Below are 17,995 nucleotides of genomic sequence, written 5' to 3'. Positions count from 1 at the left end.
CAATCTTATGGCTGAACAACCTGACTCGCCGAAGACCGACGTGACCACCCTCGTGGAAGACGCCACCTTCGACTACACTATGGGCGACAACGACGCGGCGCTCGCCAAGCTCAAGCAAGCTGTCGAGCTCGACCGCGACTCCTTCGACGCCTGGCATGCCATGACCGAGGTCTATTTCTCGATGCGCGAATTCCGTGAAGCGCTACAGGCCGCCGAGCAGGCATTCCGCGTGAACGGCAGCGACATTCATATTAATACGTCACTGTCGCGCATCCACATGGAGCTCGGCGACAAGCCCACCGCCGAACACTTCGGCGCACAGGCCCGCATGCTCGGCTGGAAGCAGCAGCTTCAGGAGCCGGACGAGGATTGATTGCCTAATCAACTAGTTCCGCCATGTCCCTTTCGCACAAGAAGCTCGCATCCTGGTATCTCCAGTTGGCGCAAAGCCTGGAAAGCGGCGTTTCTTTGCCTGCGGCTCTCGATACCTGCCTTGGCGCGCCGGCGCATGGGCGACGCCTGATGTCGAGCAACTTGCAGGCGGGCATGGACGTGGACGACATGCTCAAGCAAGCGCCCAGCTGGCTGCCCAAGAAGGACCGGTATTTTTGGTCGGCTGCCGCACAAAGTGGCCGCCTGCCGCAGACCCTGCGCACCCTGGGCGACCAGCACACCCGCATGGGCGCCGCCAAAATGAAGCTCATCCTCGGCGGGCTTTATCCCGTGGGCATGTTGACCTTTGCGGGGCTGATCATCCCGGTCATGCTGGGCATCGATTTCGAAAAGGGCGTCAGCAGTCTGAGCGACGTGATCAACGCCGAGTATTTCATGCGTGTAGCGATCATCGAGGGCTCGCTGTGGGGTAGCCTTGCGATTCTGGCGATCTTGGCCAAGCTGGACAGCCCCATCCTGCCGCTGTTGGCGAAGTTTCTCCCGGGGTTCAGCGGCCATGCCAAGAATCAGGCCTTAGCGGACTTTTCCTACGCGCTGGCGGCGTTCCTGGAGGCTGGCACGCCGATTGGCAAAGCTTGGGCCGCCTCGGGCCTCGTCACCCACCAAAGCAAGTTCAAGCGCGCGGGCGTGGCCATGCGCAAGCTCATTGACGACGGCGCCACGCCGTCTGAGCACCTGCACAAGCACCGGTGTTTCCCGCAGGACTTCCGATCACTCTACACCACGGGCGAAAAAACCGGCCAGCTGGAGAAAAACCTCGTCGTCCTGGGGCAGCAATACCAGCAGGGTGCCAACAACGCCATGACCTTCGCCAGCATTTTCTACCCGGCGATCATGTTTATGGTCATTGCCGGAATTATCGTCTACGCGATCGTGACCTTCTACGCGGGTTACCTGAAGGGCATGACGGGCTTCATGGAACAGTAGCGGAGATACTGCATTCCGCGCTTGTCATGATTGCGGACAACGCATCATGATTCATGGCAATGAAGCCACTGCCTACGATTACGATGATATCTCTGGCCGCAGCCCTGTTTGTGGCCGGATTTTGGGTAGGCCGCTCTGGCGGAGCTCAAACTGAGCCAGCTGAAAAGCTGTCCCCAGAAGCCCTGCCCACCGCGGAGCTGATGCAGCCTGCGCCAACCAATGACGCCGCGACCACTGCTTTAGAAGCGCAAAACCGCCTGCTGCGCGACCAGCTTGCCGAGGAAACACGCCTGCGCCAACAGTTGGAAAAAGAGCTCAAGCAGGCCGACGCCGGCAAGCGCGCATATGAGTGGTTTCGCGAGGCAATGGACGACTGGCAGTTTCAAGGCGTAAATATTAAACCAATCAGCCGCGATGACCTCCAGCTAACCGATACGTTGCTCATCGTTTCGGGCATCGACGCCGAGGCCTACGAACAGCTCGAAAGCGACCGAAAGCAATTACTGCACGACGTGCGGAACTGGGAGCAGGCAAATGCGATTACGACTGAAATGGAAAATGGCGGCGTCAGCATTGAAATTCCGCCCATGTCCAGTGAACTGTCAGACGCATTTCTGGCCAAATCACGTCAATACATGGACGAAGAGCAGGCTGATTTCGTGGCAAAGCTCTATGGGCGTCCCTTTTGGGAGCTGACCCAAACCCGCTATGTTGAGGTGAAATATTCTGAGCAACGAGGCGAAGATTGGATCGATGTATCCATAAGAGGCGAACCCGACAGCGGTTTTCTTTCCAGCATGAGTCGTACACCCGCCGCTACTGGTTACAACCATACCTTCGTGAAACGCTGGGACCACCTAGTAGAGCTTGAAAAGCAATAATCCACTGCCCACATGCGCCATTTTGACGCTCCAAATGAGTGAGACTAATTCTCAAACCGAAAAAGTTTTTGCATTTTAACAGAATGCACCCAAATTTCTGACGCTCCCCATTATGGGACACTCTGCACACATGCTAATGCTTTCCTGAGGTTGACCTGCGGTCCGCCGCATGAATCAATTAGTTGCAGGACTCCGCGGGCACATGCCCTGCTTCATATAGCTGAACTCTAATCTTATAATATATACGCATCGCTTTATGTCTGACGCGCCAAAGACACCGCTAGGCTGGCCTGAACCACAAGGCCTCTGGAACCCGCAGCAGGAACACGATTCCTGCGGCGTTGGCTTTATTGCCCACTTGAAGGGCAAACGCTCGCATGACATCATCTTAAAAACGCTCACGATGAATACCCACATGGATCACCGTGGCGGCGCTGGCGCTGAGCCGGACACAGGTGATGGCGCGGGTATTTTCATCCAGATGCCGGACAAGTTCCTCCGCAAGGCGATGGCGGAAAAAGGCGTGGACCTCCCCCCCGAAGGCCAATACGGCGCGGGCATCGTTTTCATGTCCCCTAACGCCAGTGAGCGCGATTCGGCGATGGAAGTCTTTGAATCGGTCGTTGCCGAAGAAGGCCAAAAGTTCCTCGGCTGGCGCACGGTGCCGGTCAAAAGCGAGATCCTCGGCAAGATTTCCGGCAGCTACGAACCCTGCATGAAGCAGATCTTCATTGGCCGCGATGAGTCCATCACCGACGACCTCGATTGGGAGCGCAAGCTTTACGTGATCCGCCGCCGCGCGGTCAACGCCATCAAGAACAATGAAATGCTGGAAAGCTACGGCAACGTCCACGGCACCAAGTCCAGCACATTCCCCGGCAGCGAATACATTTACGTGACGAGCCTCTCCGGCCGCACCATGGTCTACAAGGGCATGCTCACCCCGTGCCAGCTCTCCGAATACTTCGAAGATTTCCACGATCCGGACTTCGAGTCGGCGCTGGCCCTGATGCACACCCGCTTCTCGACCAACACCTTCCCGAGCTGGCCGCGCGCCCACCCGAACCGTTTCATCGCCCACAACGGTGAAATCAACACGGTCATGGGCAATGTCAACTGGATGAAGGCCCGCCAAAAGCTGTGCAAGTCCAAGGTATTCAAGGACATCGAGAAGGTATTCCCCGTCATTAACGAAGACGGCTCCGACTCCGCTCGCCTCGACAACGTGTTGGAATTCATGCACTTGGGCGGTTACGACCTGACCCACGCCATGATGATGATGATTCCCGAGCCTTGGGAGCGTCATGAATCGATGAACGAAGCCAAAAAGGCATTCTACGAATTCCACGCCTGCCTGATGGAGCCGTGGGACGGCCCGGCCTCGATTACTTTCTCCGATGGCTACCAGATTGGCGCATCGCTCGACCGCAATGGTCTGCGTCCGAGCCGTTACTACGTCACCAAGGACGACCTTGTCATCATGGCGTCTGAAGTGGGCGTTATCCCGGATCTCGATCCGCTGACGGTGGTCAAGAAGGGCCGCTTGCAGCCGGGCCGCATGTTCCTCGTGGACATGAAGGAAGGCCGCATCATCCCGGACAACGAAGTCAAGGAGCGCGTTTACAATGCGAACCCCTATGGCGAGTGGCTCAAGGAAAACCGCATTCAGGTGACCGACTTACCCGAGCCGAAGGAAGCCAAGTGCCCCAAGGCAGACGGCATTCTCCAGCGTCAGCACGCTTTCGGCTACACTTACGAGGACCTGCGCTTCGTGCTTGGGCCGACAGCCGAAAAGGGCGTGCAGCCGATTGGTTCGATGGGCAACGACACCCCGTTGGCCGTGCTCTCGAACAAGTCGAAGCACCTCTACTCTTACTTCAAGCAGATCTTCGCCCAGGTGACCAACCCGGCGCTTGACTGTATCCGCGAAGAGCTCGTCACCGCGACAGACACCTTCATCGGCTCCGAGGGCAACCTCCTCGAACCCGGCCCGAAGTCCTGCCGCATGGTGCGCCTGGCCTCCCCGCTGATCGACAACAACGACCTCGCCAAACTGCGCGAGATCGAAGCAGACGGCTTTAAGTCGACCACGATTGACGCTCTGTTTCCGACCAACAAGGGCGGCGCCGGCCTCGAAAAGGCAATTGCCGCCGTCTGCAAGGAAGCCGATGCCGCGATCAAAAAGGGCATCAATGTGCTGATCATTTCGGACCGCAACGTCAGCAAGGACAAAGCCGCGATCCCGACCCTGCTCATCATGGGCGGCTTGCACCACCACTTGGTCCGTAAGGGCACCCGCACACGCGCTTCCATCATCCTGGAATCCGGCGAAGCGCGCGAAGTTCACCACTTTGCCACCCTCCTCGGCTACGGCGCTGACGCGATCAACCCGTATATGGCCTTCGAATCGCTCCACAAGATGATCGAAGACGACATGCTCGACATGGAGCTCGACAAGGCGATTTACAACTACCTGAAGGGCTCGATCAAGGGTGTCGTTAAGACGATGGCCAAGATGGGCATCTCGACCGTCGCATCCTACCGCGGTGCACAGATCTTCGAGGCCATCGGCCTGACCAGCGACGTCATCAGCAAGTACTTCACTGGCACTGCAACCCGCATTGAAGGCTCGGACATTGAGGCGATCACAGAGGAAACCCTCCGCCGCCACAACAAGGCATTCCCGGATCGCCACATCGACGACTCCGAAATCGCGCTGGACCCGGGCGGCATGTATCAGTGGCGCCGCGAAGGTGAATATCACCTCTTCAACCCGAAGACCATTCACACGCTGCAAAAGGCTGTCCGCACCGGCAATTACGAGACCTTCAAGGAATACTCACGCCTCGTGAACGACCAGAGTGAGAACCTCGCCACGCTGCGCGGCCTCATGAAGTTCAAGGACCGCAAGTCGATCCCGCTGGAAGAAGTTGAGCCGATCGAAGCCATCATGAAGCGCTTCAAGACCGGCGCGATGTCCTATGGCTCCATTTCGCAGGAAGCGCACGAGACGCTCGCCATCGCCATGAACCGTGTGGGCGGCAAGTCCAACACCGGTGAAGGCGGCGAAGACCCGGAACGCTTCAAGCCGATGCCCAATGGCGACAGCAAGCGCTCGGCGATCAAGCAGGTTGCCTCGGGCCGCTTTGGCGTGACCAGCGAATACCTGGTCAACTCCGACGAACTGCAGATCAAGGTTTCCCAAGGTGCAAAGCCGGGTGAAGGCGGCGAGCTGCCAGGCTCCAAGGTTTACCCGTGGGTGGCCAAGGTTCGCCACTCGACTCCGGGTGTCGGCCTCGTCTCCCCGCCTCCGCACCACGATATTTACTCGATTGAGGACCTCGCGGAACTCGTCCACGACCTGAAGAACGCCAACGTCAATGCCCGCGTCAACGTGAAGCTGGTGGCGGAAGTCGGCGTCGGCACGATTGCCTCGGGTGTGGCCAAGGGCCATGCGGACGTCATCCTGATCGCCGGTCACGACGGCGGCACGGGCGCGTCCCCGACCTCTTCGATCTACAATGCCGGCGCTCCGTGGGAACTTGGCTTGGCTGAAACCAACCAAATCCTTCTGCTCAACGACCTGCGCAGCCGCGTGATCGTCGAGACCGACGGCCAGCTCAAGACCGGTCGCGATGTTGCCATTGCAACGCTGCTCGGCGCGGAAGAATACGGTTTTGCCACCGCTCCGCTCGTCACCATGGGCTGCCTCATGATGCGTGTTTGTCAAAAAAACACCTGCCCGGTCGGCGTCGCCACACAAGACCCACGACTGCGCAAGAAGTTCACCGGCAAGCCTGAACACACAGTCAACTTCATGAAGTTCATCGCCATGGAAATGCGCGAGATCATGGCCGAGCTGGGCTTCCGCACCGTCAATGAGATGGTTGGCCACGTTGAGGCTCTGGACACCGCCAAGGCCGTCAACCACTGGAAAGCCAAGGGCGTCGACCTGACCAGCATCTTCCACAAGCCGGATGTCGATGACACCGTCGGCACCTACTGTAGCAAGGATCAGGACCACGGCCTCGACAAGGCCCTGGACAACACCCACCTGCTCACGCTCTGCAAGCCCGCGCTTGACAAGGGTGACAAGGTCAAACTGACCCTGCCAATCATCAACATCAACCGCGTAGTGGGCACCATCACCGGCTCAGAGTTGACCCGTCGCTACGGTTCCGCTGGCCTTCCCGATGACACGATCCACCTGCACTTCCAAGGCAGCGCGGGTCAGTCGCTGGGCGCGTTCTGCCCCAAGGGCATGACCTTTGAGCTCGAAGGCGACGCCAATGACTACATCGGCAAGGGCGTTTCCGGCGCAAAGATCATCGTTTACCCGCCGAAGGGTTCCGAGTTCAAGCCCGAGGAAAACATCATCGTCGGCAACGTCGCATTCTACGGCGCCACCGAAGGCAAGGCTTACATCAACGGCATCGCTGGCGAACGTTTCTGCGTCCGCAACTCCGGTGTCCACACCGTCGTTGAAGGCGTGGGTGACCACGGTTGCGAATACATGACCGGTGGTCAGGTAATCTGCCTCGGCAAGACAGGCCGTAACTTCGCAGCAGGCATGTCCGGCGGCGTGGCTTACGTCTACGACATCGATGGCGACTTCCGCACCAACCTCAATGCGAGCATGGTCAATGTCTACGAGCTGATCGAATGCGGCGACTCAGAAATCGAGTCCGTCCGCGCCGAGATCGCCAAGCACGTGGAATACACCAACTCGCCTCGCGGCCAGGAAATCCTCGATAACTGGAGCGAAGTCAGCTCGAAGTTCATCAAGGTGCTACCGGCCGACTACGAGCGCATGCTCAACGCCTTCAAAAAGGTGGAAGAGCAAGGCCTCTCGGGCGACGAAGCAGCCATGGCGGCATTCGAAGCAAACATGAACGACCTCTCCCGCGTCGGCGGAAACTAATCGGAAAGGCAAAATTATAAATTCAAAATGCTAAAACCCGACTGAATGATCGTTTGTTTTTGCATTTATCCTTTTGAATTTTGAATTGTATTAATTATGGGTAAACCAACCGGATTCCTGGAAGTCGAACGCAAGACCGTGAGCGAGATCGCGCCGACGGAGCGCATTAAGAACTGGAAAGAGTTCAAAGTGCATCCCGAGGAAGCAGACATCAAGTCGCAGGGCTCGCGTTGCATGGACTGCGGCACCCCCTTCTGCCACACCGGACACCTCGTGTCGGGCATGGCCAGCGGCTGCCCCGTAAACAACCTCATTCCCGAGTGGAATGACCTCGTTTACCGTGGCCGTTGGAAGGAGGCGCTGGAGCGTCTGTCGAAGACCAACAACTTCCCCGAGTTTACTGGCCGTGTGTGCCCCGCCCCGTGCGAAGGCTCCTGCGTGCTCGGCGTGATCGAGCCGCCCGTGACCATCAAGAACATCGAGTGCGCCATCATCGACACCGGCTGGGAAAAAGGTTGGATGACCCCGAACCCGCCCGAGACGCGCACCGGCAAGACTGTCGCCGTCGTCGGCTCCGGCCCTGCTGGCCTCGCCGCCGCTGACCAGCTCAATCAGGCTGGACACAACGTGACCGTCTTCGAGCGCGCTGACCGCATTGGCGGCCTGCTGATGTATGGCATTCCGAACATGAAGCTCGACAAGGAGGAAGTCGTTCTCCGCCGCGTTAAGCTGATGACGGAAGAAGGCGTGACCTTCAAGACCAACACCGAAATCGGCAAGGACATCACTGCGACCCAGCTCCAGAAGGACTTCGACGCCGTGCTATTCACCACCGGTGCCACCAAGCCGCGTGACCTGCCGATCCCGGGCCGCGACCTCAACGGCGTTTACTTCGCGATGGAGTTTCTGACCGGCAACACCAAGCACCAGCTAGACCACAACTTCGACGGCTCGCTGCCGGAGATCAATGCTGAGGGCAAGGACGTCGTCGTCATCGGCGGTGGCGACACCGGCACTGACTGCGTCGGCACCTCCATCCGCCACGGCGCCAAGAGCGTGATCCAGCTTGAGATCATGCCGCGTCCTCCGGAAGAGCGTCAGGACGACAACCCCTGGCCGGAATGGCCCAAGATTTACCGCATGGACTACGGCCAGGAAGAAGCCAAGGCGCTTCAGGGCGAAGATCCGCGCGAGTACCTCGTGATGACGGAAAACTTTGTCGACGACGGCAACGGCAACCTCGCCGGCCTGAACATCGTCAACATCGAGTGGGTCAAGGACGAACAAGGCCGCTTTGCGCCGAAGAAGCTTGAAGACACCCGTCGCACCATTCCGGCGCAGCTGGCGACCCTCGCTATGGGCTTCCTCGGGCCGGAGCAAACCGTTGTCGAGCAGCTCGGTCTCGATACCGATCCGCGCTCGAACATCAAGGCCGACCACGAAGTTTACACGACCAACGTCGAGGGCGTCTTTGCCGCCGGTGACTGCCGTCGTGGACAGAGCCTCGTTGTCTGGGCGATCAACGAAGGCCGCGGCGCCGCCCGCGAAGTCGATCGCTACCTGATGGGCGTCACCACCCTGCCCTAAGCTGGCGAATACAGTTTTACCAAGCGGCGTTGTCTTCGGGCAGCGCCGCTTTTGTTTAACACAAAAGGCATTGCGTTGAGGCGGTGGTCCGCTTGAGTAATTGCCAGCTATGAAACCCACTTTACTTGTTTTGGCTGCTGGCATGGGCAGCCGTTATGGCGGCCTCAAACAATTGGACCCGATGGGGCCCAACGGCGAAACGCTACTGGATTATTCGATCCACGACGCCGCCAAGGCAGGCTTTAAAAAGGTCGTGTTTGTCATTCGCCGTGACTTCGCCGATGCGTTTAAAGCCAACGTTGGCAACCGCAACATGGACAAGCTGGAGGTCGAATACGCCTTCCAAGAGCTGACTGATCTGCCCAGTGGTTTTTCGGTCCCCGAAGGCCGCGTGAAGCCCTGGGGCACCGCGCACGCCATTCGCGCCGCGCGTCAGGTGGTCAGCGATCCCTTTGTTGCGATCAATGCCGACGACTACTATGGCAGCGACGCCTACCAGCGCGTGATCGACTACCTCGCAGCCAATCCCGCCATCGACGCCAGCCAATGCGCCATGGTCGGCTACCCGATCGTCAACACGCTCTCGCCGCATGGCTCGGTGAATCGTGGCGTCTGCCGCCTCGATGGCGAGCTTTTGCAGACCGTGGAAGAGCACACCGGCATTGCCGAGCGCGCCGGCGTGATTCGCGGCGCGAACCTCACCGGCGCTGACGTAGTCATTCCGCACGATGCCTTGGTTTCGATGAATTTCTGGGTCTTTGCGCCGAGCTTCTTTGACGTGCTGGAAGCGCACTTTACGGCGTTCCTCAAAGAGCACGGCTCGGAGATGAAGTCTGAATGCTACATACCGACCGTCGTCGACGATCTCATCCAGCGCGGCGAAGCCCAATGCGTAGTCTTGCCAACCAGTGGTGAGTGGTTCGGTGTGACGTATCCCGAAGACAAACCAGCGGTCCAAAAGCGACTGGCCCAACTCTGACAACGCCATGATCCTTCGCCATCTCTCCCTTCTCCTCCTCTGCCTGCTCGCCACTCAAGTCCACGCCGCCAAACCCGCGGACGCCTACGATCTGTTGCTTGAGTCATCCGCCGCGCGCGTGAACGACACCTTTGGCTACGTTGCGCAAAGCACGGTAGCCCTTGCTGACGAATATCTACGTCTGTGTGAACACCCCGATACATCAGGCGACAGCATGTTGGACTTCTGGCAGAGTATCAGTGAGAGCAAGGGCAAAACGACAGCGTTCTGTTTCGATCCCGCCAAAACGAAACTCAAATCCCAGGATCCCGTGCCGTCGTTTTACTATTACGGAAGCAAGCCGTTGGACGACTCAATAGCGTATCAACTCAACAACCTTGGCATCATTTCCTCATCGTTTGGCACTGCTTACAAGAGCTTTAATTTCTCATGGGTCTATATTACGACCAGCGACGAGCTCATGCTGATTTACCCGTATTTGCCAATCGACGAAGCGGTGAACAACTACCCGCCGACCAAGCAAATCTTCTACACCTGCGCAGACTTCAAAAATCGTAAACCTGGCTGGAGTCCGCCGTATCTAGACCTCGTGGGCGCGGGGATGATGATCACCGTTTCGACGCCCGTCTTTGTTCAAGATGAGCCCGTGGCCGTTGTTTCACGCGACATCACGCTGAAGCAGCTCACTAACTCTGTATTGCAAAGTCTCGTAGACTTGCCGGACGCCGTGGCCTACATCGTGGACGACACCGGACTGGTTATCGACATCAGTGAACCAGATTTAGCCGCAGAGCTGCAATCCGTGAACACGAAGCACCAAGCCGCGGTCTTGTATTATTTGCCGAAAGATAGCCCGTTCTGGCCGAAGCAGTCAGCAGCCGTTTCATCGGAACACACTTGGATCAAAGATGCCACGAGCGCGGTCTTGTCCACCAAGCACGGGCAAAAGGTCGTTCGCTTTCAGCAAGACGGACGCACCATTCTGTCCACCAAAATTGACGCTACTAACTGGCGCCTGATTCTCGCACTGCCCATTACAGATTAGTTGCCCTCCCCACGCCTTTCGAATTGCCCTGGCATTAAACCGCACTAATTATTTGCCTCATCTATGGATACGGTTGGGGAGCTGCCAGAGGAACGGATTCGCCTGAAGTCGGGCGCGCATACGCCGTTGCTGTATCTCTTGATTCCGCTGATTGCCGGCTACGCAATCGCCGCGAATGTCCCGCATGTCCAGTTGGCCAATGGCTGGCTGCTCGCGACCATCGTTAGCTGTATCGTGGCGACACTCGTGGTTTTCCGCGCTGACTCCAAGGCGCTGCTCATCGTGTGGGGCCTGCTCTTTGCGGCAACCGTCACGCTCGGCAGTTGGCGGTACTATTCGCTGCGGATTCCCGCCCCGCCCGACCTCAGCGCTCAGGCCAACCGTGAGGCTGAGGTCGATATCGAGATCGACCGCGTCTTTGCCCTGCGTAGTAAGGAAATGCGGGTTGCCGGCATTGGGCGCATCGTGGCAGCTCCGGACTTCGCGCAGCAGTACGTGAATCAGCCAATTTACTTCCTTTGCTGGAAAGATGCCACGGAAGAACCGATCGGCCGCGAGAGCATCATTCGGGTGCGCGGCAAACTTGAGCCCACGCCCAATGATCCCGACGGCTTCGACGGCTACCTGCGTCAGCAAGGTTGCCACCTCAAACTCACGCAAGCCAGCCTGCTCGATGTCGTGCGTAAGCAGCCAAGGCTATACCAGCAGTTTGCAGCCATCAATGAGCAATGGCAGGCGGCGCTACAGATTGGTGCCGAGACCCCGCGCACGCGTCAGTTGGCGGGCATTGCGACGGCCATGTTGTTGGGCGAAAAAACCGCGCTAACAGCCCAGCAAAAGGAGCGCTACATTGCCAGCGGGACCATGCATTTGTTCGCCGTGAGCGGTTTGCATGTCGGTATCGTGGCCGGCTTGATCGGCATTGTGCTGAAACTGGCTCACGTGCCGCGTAAATGGACGCCGTGGATCGGGCTCGCGCTGCTGCTGGGCTATGTGCAGGTGACCGGGGCCGCGCCTTCGGCCATTCGCGCGTGGTGGATGGCGTTCTTCTTCTGGACCGCCTACGCGCTGCTGCGCAAACCACAACCGTTGTCGGCTTTAGCTGGCTCGGCGTTGGTGGTGCTGCTAATCGACCCGCGGCAAATGTGGAGCGCCGGCTTTCAGCTTTCTTACACCGTCGTCGCGGGGCTGATTGTTTACGGAGCGCCCTTTCAGGAATGGCTGCAACTGCGCTTCAAGCCATATCGCCTCATTATGCCCGCTTCGCAAAACCGTTGGCAGAAGTTCGCGACCTGGGGCACGCGCGGCTTGTTTGGCCTGCTCGCCATTTCTTTTGCGGCCACGCTTTATAGCGCGCCACTCGCGATTCGCTACTTTGGTGTTTTGGCCCCGGGCTCGTTCCTGCTCAACGTGCCGTTGGTCTCGCTGGCGCCGCTGGCGATGACATCCAGCCTGGTCTCGGCGCTCGCGGGCTGGGCTGGGCTTGACTGGGTGGCAAGCTTTGCGAACCACGCCAGCTGGGTCTTCGTCGCTGGCATGGATTCCCTGGTCGAAGGTTTTCTCAAAGCGCCCGACAGTTCGATGCAGCTGGGGTGGCGCTGGGCAGGCGGCGGCTACACACTGGCCATGCTGATGGTCGGCGCGGCGCTGCTCTTGGCTGACAAACGCACGCCAGTCTGGGCGCGCTTTGGGGCCCCGCCAGCATTGTTACTCGTCGGGCTTGTATTCGGCACGGAGATGAGGCAAATTGTCGAATTATGAAAAGCGCATACGAACTCGCCATGGAGCGTCTAGAGCAGGAATCCCCGTCGCAAGGCGTAACCGAGGAGCAAAAGCAGGAGCTCGCGGAAATTGACCGCGTTTACGACGCCAAGATCGCCGAGCGCGAGGTGTTCGTGAAGGACTCCATTGCCAAAGCCAAGGACTCCGTGGAACGCAAAAAGCTGGAGCAGCAGCTCGTGCAGGAGCGTCAAAAAATCAACGACGAGCGCGAGTCCAAGAAAAACAAAATCCGCGGGTAACTACTCACGTAGCCACGGGGCCTCCTCCCGCTGTGCTTGCAACCACTGAATGCGTTTCCTGATCCGCAACCTGCCACGCCTGTCCTACCAGACGTCATTTCTGGTGAAAACGGCGGTGCTACTCATTGCCCTCGGTTTCGGAGCCGGGATGCTCAGCTACAGCCTGGACGATGACGCTCAGTTTCGCAGCGCGCTATATTTTGACGGCTTAAACTTCGAGTCGCCGCTGCTGGATCTGGCGAATACCATCGACGACACCACGCATGAACCGGAGGACTTCGCGCATTACCTTCAGTTCCTCACCAACCGGGCGCAACTGTATGTGATCGACGATAACTTCATGCAGGGCATCGAGGAAACGAAGTACCCGCCTGATCAAAAGCAGATCGCCCGACTGCTCGCGCAAAGCCTCAAAGCCAACTCAGCATCGCCGGAGCTGCTAGCCCTCAGCAATCAAACACCCCCTGCGCCCTACAGTAATTTTGCACTCGCTCAGCTGTGGGAGATGCAGGGCTTTGGGCGTGACGCGGGGCGCGCCTACGAGGCCGAAGCCCTGATCACGGGCGACAACGATACGCGCCAACTGGCCATCGACGCCTACCTGAATAAAAGCGCGTTTCGGGAACTCGTTCGACTGCTCGACGACCCCAACTACAGCCATCTGCTGGTCAACGAACGCAGCTACCTCGAATATCAGCGCGCAGTCATTGAGCGCGATTGGCCGCAGATCGTGCTGAGCACGGTGGTGCTCCAGTACGACGACTTGGTCTGGCAGATTGTGTTAATCACCCTGCTCACTGGCGCGGCTTGGTATGTGTTTCTCATTCACGCCGGGAGCCTTTGGCCCCAGCCGAAAAATCTCGCGATTTGCGCCTTCGCCATCCTGCTCGGCATGATGAGCGCCATGTCGACGCTGCTCGCGATCACCGTACAGGAGGACTACCTTGGCTTCACCGAAAAGTATGATCTCATCGGCGGGCTGCTCTATTGCATTGCCGGGATTGGTCTGCGCGAAGAGTTGCTCAAGCTTCTCTTTTTCATGCCGATGCTGCCAATTTTGCTGCGCAAGAAAGACCCACTGCTGGCGCTCGTCGTTGCCGGCTGCGTGGGCCTCGGTTTCGCGGTTGAGGAAAACCTGAGCTACCTGCACCAAAGCGACGGCATGAGCGGCCCGGCGCGTTTTCTCACGGCGAACTTCCTCCATATTTCGGCCACCGCACTGACCGGCTACGCGCTTTACCGCGCGTTTCTTACCAAGTGGCGGGAGCTGGATTACTTCGCGAGCATGTTCGGACTGATAGTCTTTGCCCACGGGCTCTACGACGCCTTTCTCATGCTGCCCAACTTGATGGAATTCAGCATCTTCAGCATGACCATCTATGTGCTGATGTGCTACCAGATGTTTCAAATCATGGAGCAAATACGTCCGCATGGGCATCGCCGTGTCAGCCTGAGTTTCGTTTTCACCGCCTCGCTATCAGCCGTGCTGGCCGTATCGCTTGGCTGGTCCACCGCGCAAATTGGCATGGACGGCCTCCGGGCCCTCGGCGTCAGTGTAGTCGCCGTTGGCGTGATCGTGATCATGTTCTTCCGCGTGATCAACGAGCCGATTCGCTGACCCTACACGAGAGCATCCAACTTGGGTACAACGGTCACGGCGACTTCAATGATGTGGCGGCCGCCACCGGTCATCGCGCCGCGCACGAGACTGACGTCCTGATAATCACGGCCGTAGCCGATCACGATGTGCTGCTCGTCGCAAATGAGATTGTTGGTTGGGTCAATATCGATCCAGCCCAGGTCGGGATCGTAAATCGAAATCCAGGCATGCGAGGCGTCGGCCCCTTCGAGGCGCGGTTGGCCCTCCGGCGGGTCCGTTAAAATGTAACCGCTAGCGTAGCGGACCGGCAGCCCCAGCGAGCGGATGCAGGCAATCGCCAAATGCGCGAAATCCTGACAAACGCCGCGCTTGATCTTCAACACCTGCTGGACCGGCGTCATGACATCGGTTGCAGTCGGGTCGAACTCAAAGTTGCGGTAAATGTAATCTGCCAAGGCAAGCACGCCGCCGAGGTAATGCCCATCGTCGGTCAAGAATTTCTGAGCCAAGGCATGGAGCTCCGGCAAGACTGGAACTTGCGGCGAGGCATGCGTGAACTGCAGCGCTTCAAAGGCTTCGGGCGTTTTGGGCTCGCGGAGTGTTTCGCGGACCTCGGCGCAGGTCGCCGCAATATCCAGCAAGGGCGCACCCGGGGCGTCAACCGTGACTTCACTTTCCGTCAAGACCGCCAGCTCGTGGTGCGACTTCTGCAACGAAAACTGATGCAGCGTGTTGCCGAAAAAATCAATGCGCTCAATCAATGCTTCCGGCGTCGGGTCGACGCTGATGTCGAAGGACTGCAAGGTTTGGCGACCGTTGGAAATCGGCTTCAATCGCGCCACATGATGCGACACCGCGACCGGAGCTTCGTAGCGGTAAATGGTGTGGTGCCGTATCGTGTAGGTGTTCATCAGCGCTTGGTAATCGAGAAGTAGTAGGCACCCAGCTCGTTGGACAGCGTCGCTAAATTTTCCAGCGTGTTCTTGGTCAAAACATCCAAAGCCTGGCGTTCGTTTTTCGGATTCGCAGCGGCGAGCACGTCCGGCTTTTCAAGCACGATGTCACTAAAAACCCGCAGCGCCAGGCGGTCGATGGACTTCATGTCGCTGGCGTTGTAATGAGGCAGCATCTTGGTGTTGTCCAGTACTTCGCTGACCTGAAACGCGAGCGAGCGCGGGTTCGACGGATCCGAAATAATCAGGTGGCAAACGGCGTCCAGCTGCATGCGGCTCAAATAGCGTCGGCGATAGGTGACGGAGCTATCGAAGAATTCCAAGAGCCGAAGCATGAGGAACTCTTCATTGGACGAAGCCTGCTTTAAACAACCGCGGAAGAATTCGCACAGCATCATGCTGCGCTCAATGCGGCGTCCTAGATTGAGGAATGCCCAGTCCAGCCCGCGCACGGTATTTTCCGCAATGATGCCCGAGATCGCCGCCATGTAGTCGAGCAGGCGCTTGAGCAGACCGTAAAGCTCGGCGTTGCGCAGGATGCTGCCCTCGCCTTCGGTCGGAATCTGCGCCGCCGGCATATCGCGCATCATGCGGGTCAGATCGCCAGCCATCATTTCCTTAATGGAATACATCACGCGCTTCAGTTGGCCCAAGACGTTGATCAGGCGGTCGGGATATTGCGCGCCATAAATAATTTGCCGCAGCGCTTCGTCGATGAGGTCGTTGCTGTCGTTGCCGACGGACGCCTTCAAGTGGTCCAGCGACAGGTGTGGCGCAAAGCCGCGAATCATCTTCAACACCATTTTCAGGTCTTGCTCGTTGCGGCTTTCGTGGGTGGCGTTGATGATGACCAGCAGGCCGCGAATCATGTCTTCGGCGCGGTCGAGGTAACGCCCCGCCCAGAAGAGGCTGTCCGCCATGCGACTGCTCAGCGCCACCGTCACGTGGTTCAAGCTCACATGCTGCGACAGGTAATTGAGGTTGATCGCATCGTCCTGTTGCTTGTCCGGGTCGCCGACCACCCACACGTCTTTGCTGACGCCGCCAAGCTGCATTGACACATCGGGCGACACGCCGGAGTTCGCCACGCGGCAAAGCCCGCCCGGCATGAGCAAGGGCTCGTCGTTGCCGTCTGACACCTGGAAGGTGCGCAGCATGAAATGACGTGGCGTCAGGTGGTCCTCGTCGTAGAGCGGCGTGGTCGCCTGAAGCACGGTTTCCTGCGCAGTGTAGCGATCCGGAAAACGGCGAATGGTCGCCACGAGGTTTTCACGCTGCTTCTTGCTGAGCTGCGGCCCAAAATACGGACGCTCCTCCTTACTGAGCGTGGGGAAAGTCGGCTTGATGACCAGACGATCGATGTTTGCGAGCACATATTGCTTCTCCTGCTCCTGGCCACACCACCATGTGGCGACCGACGGCAAAAGCAGCTCCTCGCCCAGCAGCTCGCGGCAAATATTGGGCAAGAACGCGGCCAGCGCCGGAGTTTCCAACACGCCCACGCCGGGCGCATTGACGACCGCCACCTTGTCTTGGCGAATCGCGTTCACGAGGCCCGGCACGCCGAGCAGCGAATCATCGCGAAACTCCAAGGGGTCGCACCACTCGGAGTCCAGACGGCGGAAAATCACATCGACGCGGCGCATGCCGTGGATCGTCTTCAGGAAGACGGCGTCGTCGCGGACGGTGAGGTCCGCCCCCTCCACCAAGGGGTAGCCCAATACCCGCGCGAGGTAGGATTGCTCGAAGTAAGTTTCGTTATAGGGCCCGGGCGTCAACAGGACGATGAACGGGTTTTCCAGCGCACGCGGTGAGGCGTTCTTCAGCGCATCGGAAACCGTTTGCAAATAGCTGGCCACGCGCGCGACACGGTGCTTGCGCATCAAGTCGGGCATTACGCGGTTGGAGATCACGCGGTTTTCGACCGAGTAACCGAGACCGGAGGGCGCGTCGAGCCGGTCGGACAGCACCCACCAATTGCCGTCAGGCGAGCGCGCGAGGTCCGACGAATGCGTAAACAAAAACGGCCGCGACTTCGGCAGCAGGCCATGCACCGGCCGCAGAAACGCAGGGTTTCCGAACACCAAACCCGACGGATAAAGGTTTTGCTTGAGCAAGCGCTGCTCGCCGTAGATGTCCTGCAGCATCAGGTTGAGCAGGCGCATGCGCTGGCTCTCGGCGGCGGAAATGCGCTCGTATTCGTCGTGACCAAGCAGCAGCGGGATAGCGTCCATTTTCCACTGCCGGTTAGGATTTTCCGGGTCGGAATAGACGTTGTACGTCACGCCATTTTCCGCGATAATCCGCTCTAGCTGATCCTCACGCTGACGATAATCCGCCTCTCCATGCTCTGCTAGTTGCCGAAAAAGCGTGTTCCAATGCTCCGCCACGGGACCGCGCGATGAGGTCCATTCGTCAAAAAAGCCATGCTCGGGTCGATAAGCAGCCAACCACTTGGGTTGCGACTGCTGAGCGGACCCGAATGGCTGGTTTTGTTGCTGCATCAACGACGGAGGATTCATTTAAGCGAATAATAATAGGACTGACCAGCTCCCGAGCAATGGCGAAAAACATGCACGCTTTTCATGCAAATGGCTAAAATAAGCCACCTAAGTGCAAATTTTATTC

General features: G+C 58.4%; 12 protein-coding genes. 10 read left to right on the top strand and 2 right to left on the bottom strand.

Going from position 1 to position 17,995, the window contains the following annotated elements:
* The first annotated feature begins 7 nt into the window (after positions 1-7).
* From RBB62_RS07205 to RBB62_RS07160, 10 genes are all read left to right on the top strand, one after another.
* Positions 8-373 carry a tetratricopeptide repeat protein gene (locus tag RBB62_RS07205; protein ID WP_309398061.1) on the top strand — a complete coding sequence of 122 codons (366 nt, stop codon included), beginning with the start codon at positions 8-10 and terminating at the stop codon, positions 371-373.
* Between the two features lie 23 nt (positions 374-396).
* On the top strand, positions 397-1,380 hold the full coding sequence (locus RBB62_RS07200; protein WP_309398060.1) for a type II secretion system F family protein: 984 nt from the start codon (positions 397-399) through the stop codon (positions 1,378-1,380).
* A gap of 59 nt (positions 1,381-1,439) precedes the next feature.
* The gene (locus RBB62_RS07195; protein ID WP_309398059.1) at positions 1,440-2,261 is read left to right on the top strand and encodes a hypothetical protein; all 822 of its coding nucleotides are present in this window, start codon (positions 1,440-1,442) and stop codon (positions 2,259-2,261) included.
* Between the two features lie 256 nt (positions 2,262-2,517).
* The gene (gltB, locus tag RBB62_RS07190; protein WP_309398058.1) at positions 2,518-7,182 is read left to right on the top strand and encodes a glutamate synthase large subunit; all 4,665 of its coding nucleotides are present in this window, start codon (positions 2,518-2,520) and stop codon (positions 7,180-7,182) included.
* Positions 7,183-7,278: 96 nt separating this feature from the next.
* Positions 7,279-8,769 carry a glutamate synthase subunit beta gene (locus tag RBB62_RS07185; protein WP_309398057.1) on the top strand — a complete coding sequence of 497 codons (1,491 nt, stop codon included), beginning with the start codon at positions 7,279-7,281 and terminating at the stop codon, positions 8,767-8,769.
* A 109-nt stretch (positions 8,770-8,878) separates the two neighbouring features.
* Positions 8,879-9,748 (top strand): nucleotidyltransferase family protein, encoded by an 870-nt coding sequence (locus RBB62_RS07180; protein WP_309398056.1) that lies wholly within the window; start codon positions 8,879-8,881, stop codon positions 9,746-9,748.
* A gap of 7 nt (positions 9,749-9,755) precedes the next feature.
* Entirely contained in the window at positions 9,756-10,793 is a 1,038-nt protein-coding gene (locus RBB62_RS07175) for a PDC sensor domain-containing protein (RefSeq protein WP_309398055.1), read from the top strand.
* Positions 10,794-10,856: 63 nt separating this feature from the next.
* Complete coding sequence (locus RBB62_RS07170) at positions 10,857-12,554, top strand: ComEC/Rec2 family competence protein (RefSeq protein ID WP_309398054.1); 1,698 nt, start codon at positions 10,857-10,859, stop codon at positions 12,552-12,554.
* Positions 12,551-12,814, top strand: coding sequence for a hypothetical protein (locus tag RBB62_RS07165; protein WP_309398053.1), 264 nt, complete (start codon positions 12,551-12,553; stop codon positions 12,812-12,814). Before RBB62_RS07170 ends, RBB62_RS07165 begins: the two co-directional genes overlap by 4 nt.
* A 49-nt stretch (positions 12,815-12,863) precedes the next feature.
* The gene (locus tag RBB62_RS07160) at positions 12,864-14,432 is read left to right on the top strand and encodes a PrsW family glutamic-type intramembrane protease (protein ID WP_309398052.1); all 1,569 of its coding nucleotides are present in this window, start codon (positions 12,864-12,866) and stop codon (positions 14,430-14,432) included.
* Positions 14,433-14,434: 2 nt separating this feature from the next.
* Here the strand turns inward: RBB62_RS07160 and RBB62_RS07155 are convergent, their stop codons facing one another.
* The gene (locus tag RBB62_RS07155) at positions 14,435-15,325 is read right to left on the bottom strand and encodes a transglutaminase family protein (RefSeq protein WP_309398051.1); all 891 of its coding nucleotides are present in this window, start codon (positions 15,323-15,325) and stop codon (positions 14,435-14,437) included.
* Positions 15,325-17,889: a circularly permuted type 2 ATP-grasp protein gene (locus RBB62_RS07150; RefSeq protein ID WP_309398050.1), complete on the bottom strand. Its 2,565-nt coding sequence runs from the start codon at positions 17,887-17,889 to the stop codon at positions 15,325-15,327. The genes RBB62_RS07155 and RBB62_RS07150 overlap by 1 nt, the downstream gene beginning before the upstream one ends.
* Positions 17,890-17,995 lie beyond the last annotated feature (106 nt).

The organism is Cerasicoccus maritimus, assembly GCA_031296935.1.
Lineage (GTDB): Bacteria > Verrucomicrobiota > Verrucomicrobiia > Opitutales > Cerasicoccaceae > Cerasicoccus > Cerasicoccus maritimus.
Note: the sequence above shows the minus strand (reverse complement) of the source record. Positions and strands in the feature narration are given on the sequence as shown.

Excerpts from the sequence above, each read along its gene's own strand:
- RBB62_RS07180 (WP_309398056.1), top strand. The coding sequence starts at position 8,879 with ATGAAACCCACTTTACTTGTTTTGGCTGCTGGCATGGGCAGCCGTTAT.
- RBB62_RS07205 (WP_309398061.1), top strand. The coding sequence starts at position 8 with ATGGCTGAACAACCTGACTCGCCGAAGACCGACGTGACCACCCTCGTG.
- RBB62_RS07195 (WP_309398059.1), top strand. The coding sequence starts at position 1,440 with ATGAAGCCACTGCCTACGATTACGATGATATCTCTGGCCGCAGCCCTG.
- RBB62_RS07175 (WP_309398055.1), top strand. The coding sequence starts at position 9,756 with ATGATCCTTCGCCATCTCTCCCTTCTCCTCCTCTGCCTGCTCGCCACT.
- RBB62_RS07200 (WP_309398060.1), top strand. The coding sequence starts at position 397 with ATGTCCCTTTCGCACAAGAAGCTCGCATCCTGGTATCTCCAGTTGGCG.
- RBB62_RS07150 (WP_309398050.1), bottom strand. The coding sequence starts at position 17,889 with ATGAATCCTCCGTCGTTGATGCAGCAACAAAACCAGCCATTCGGGTCC.
- RBB62_RS07155 (WP_309398051.1), bottom strand. The coding sequence starts at position 15,325 with ATGAACACCTACACGATACGGCACCACACCATTTACCGCTACGAAGCT.
- RBB62_RS07160 (WP_309398052.1), top strand. The coding sequence starts at position 12,864 with ATGCGTTTCCTGATCCGCAACCTGCCACGCCTGTCCTACCAGACGTCA.
- gltB (WP_309398058.1), top strand. The coding sequence starts at position 2,518 with ATGTCTGACGCGCCAAAGACACCGCTAGGCTGGCCTGAACCACAAGGC.
- RBB62_RS07170 (WP_309398054.1), top strand. The coding sequence starts at position 10,857 with ATGGATACGGTTGGGGAGCTGCCAGAGGAACGGATTCGCCTGAAGTCG.
- RBB62_RS07165 (WP_309398053.1), top strand. The coding sequence starts at position 12,551 with ATGAAAAGCGCATACGAACTCGCCATGGAGCGTCTAGAGCAGGAATCC.
- RBB62_RS07185 (WP_309398057.1), top strand. The coding sequence starts at position 7,279 with ATGGGTAAACCAACCGGATTCCTGGAAGTCGAACGCAAGACCGTGAGC.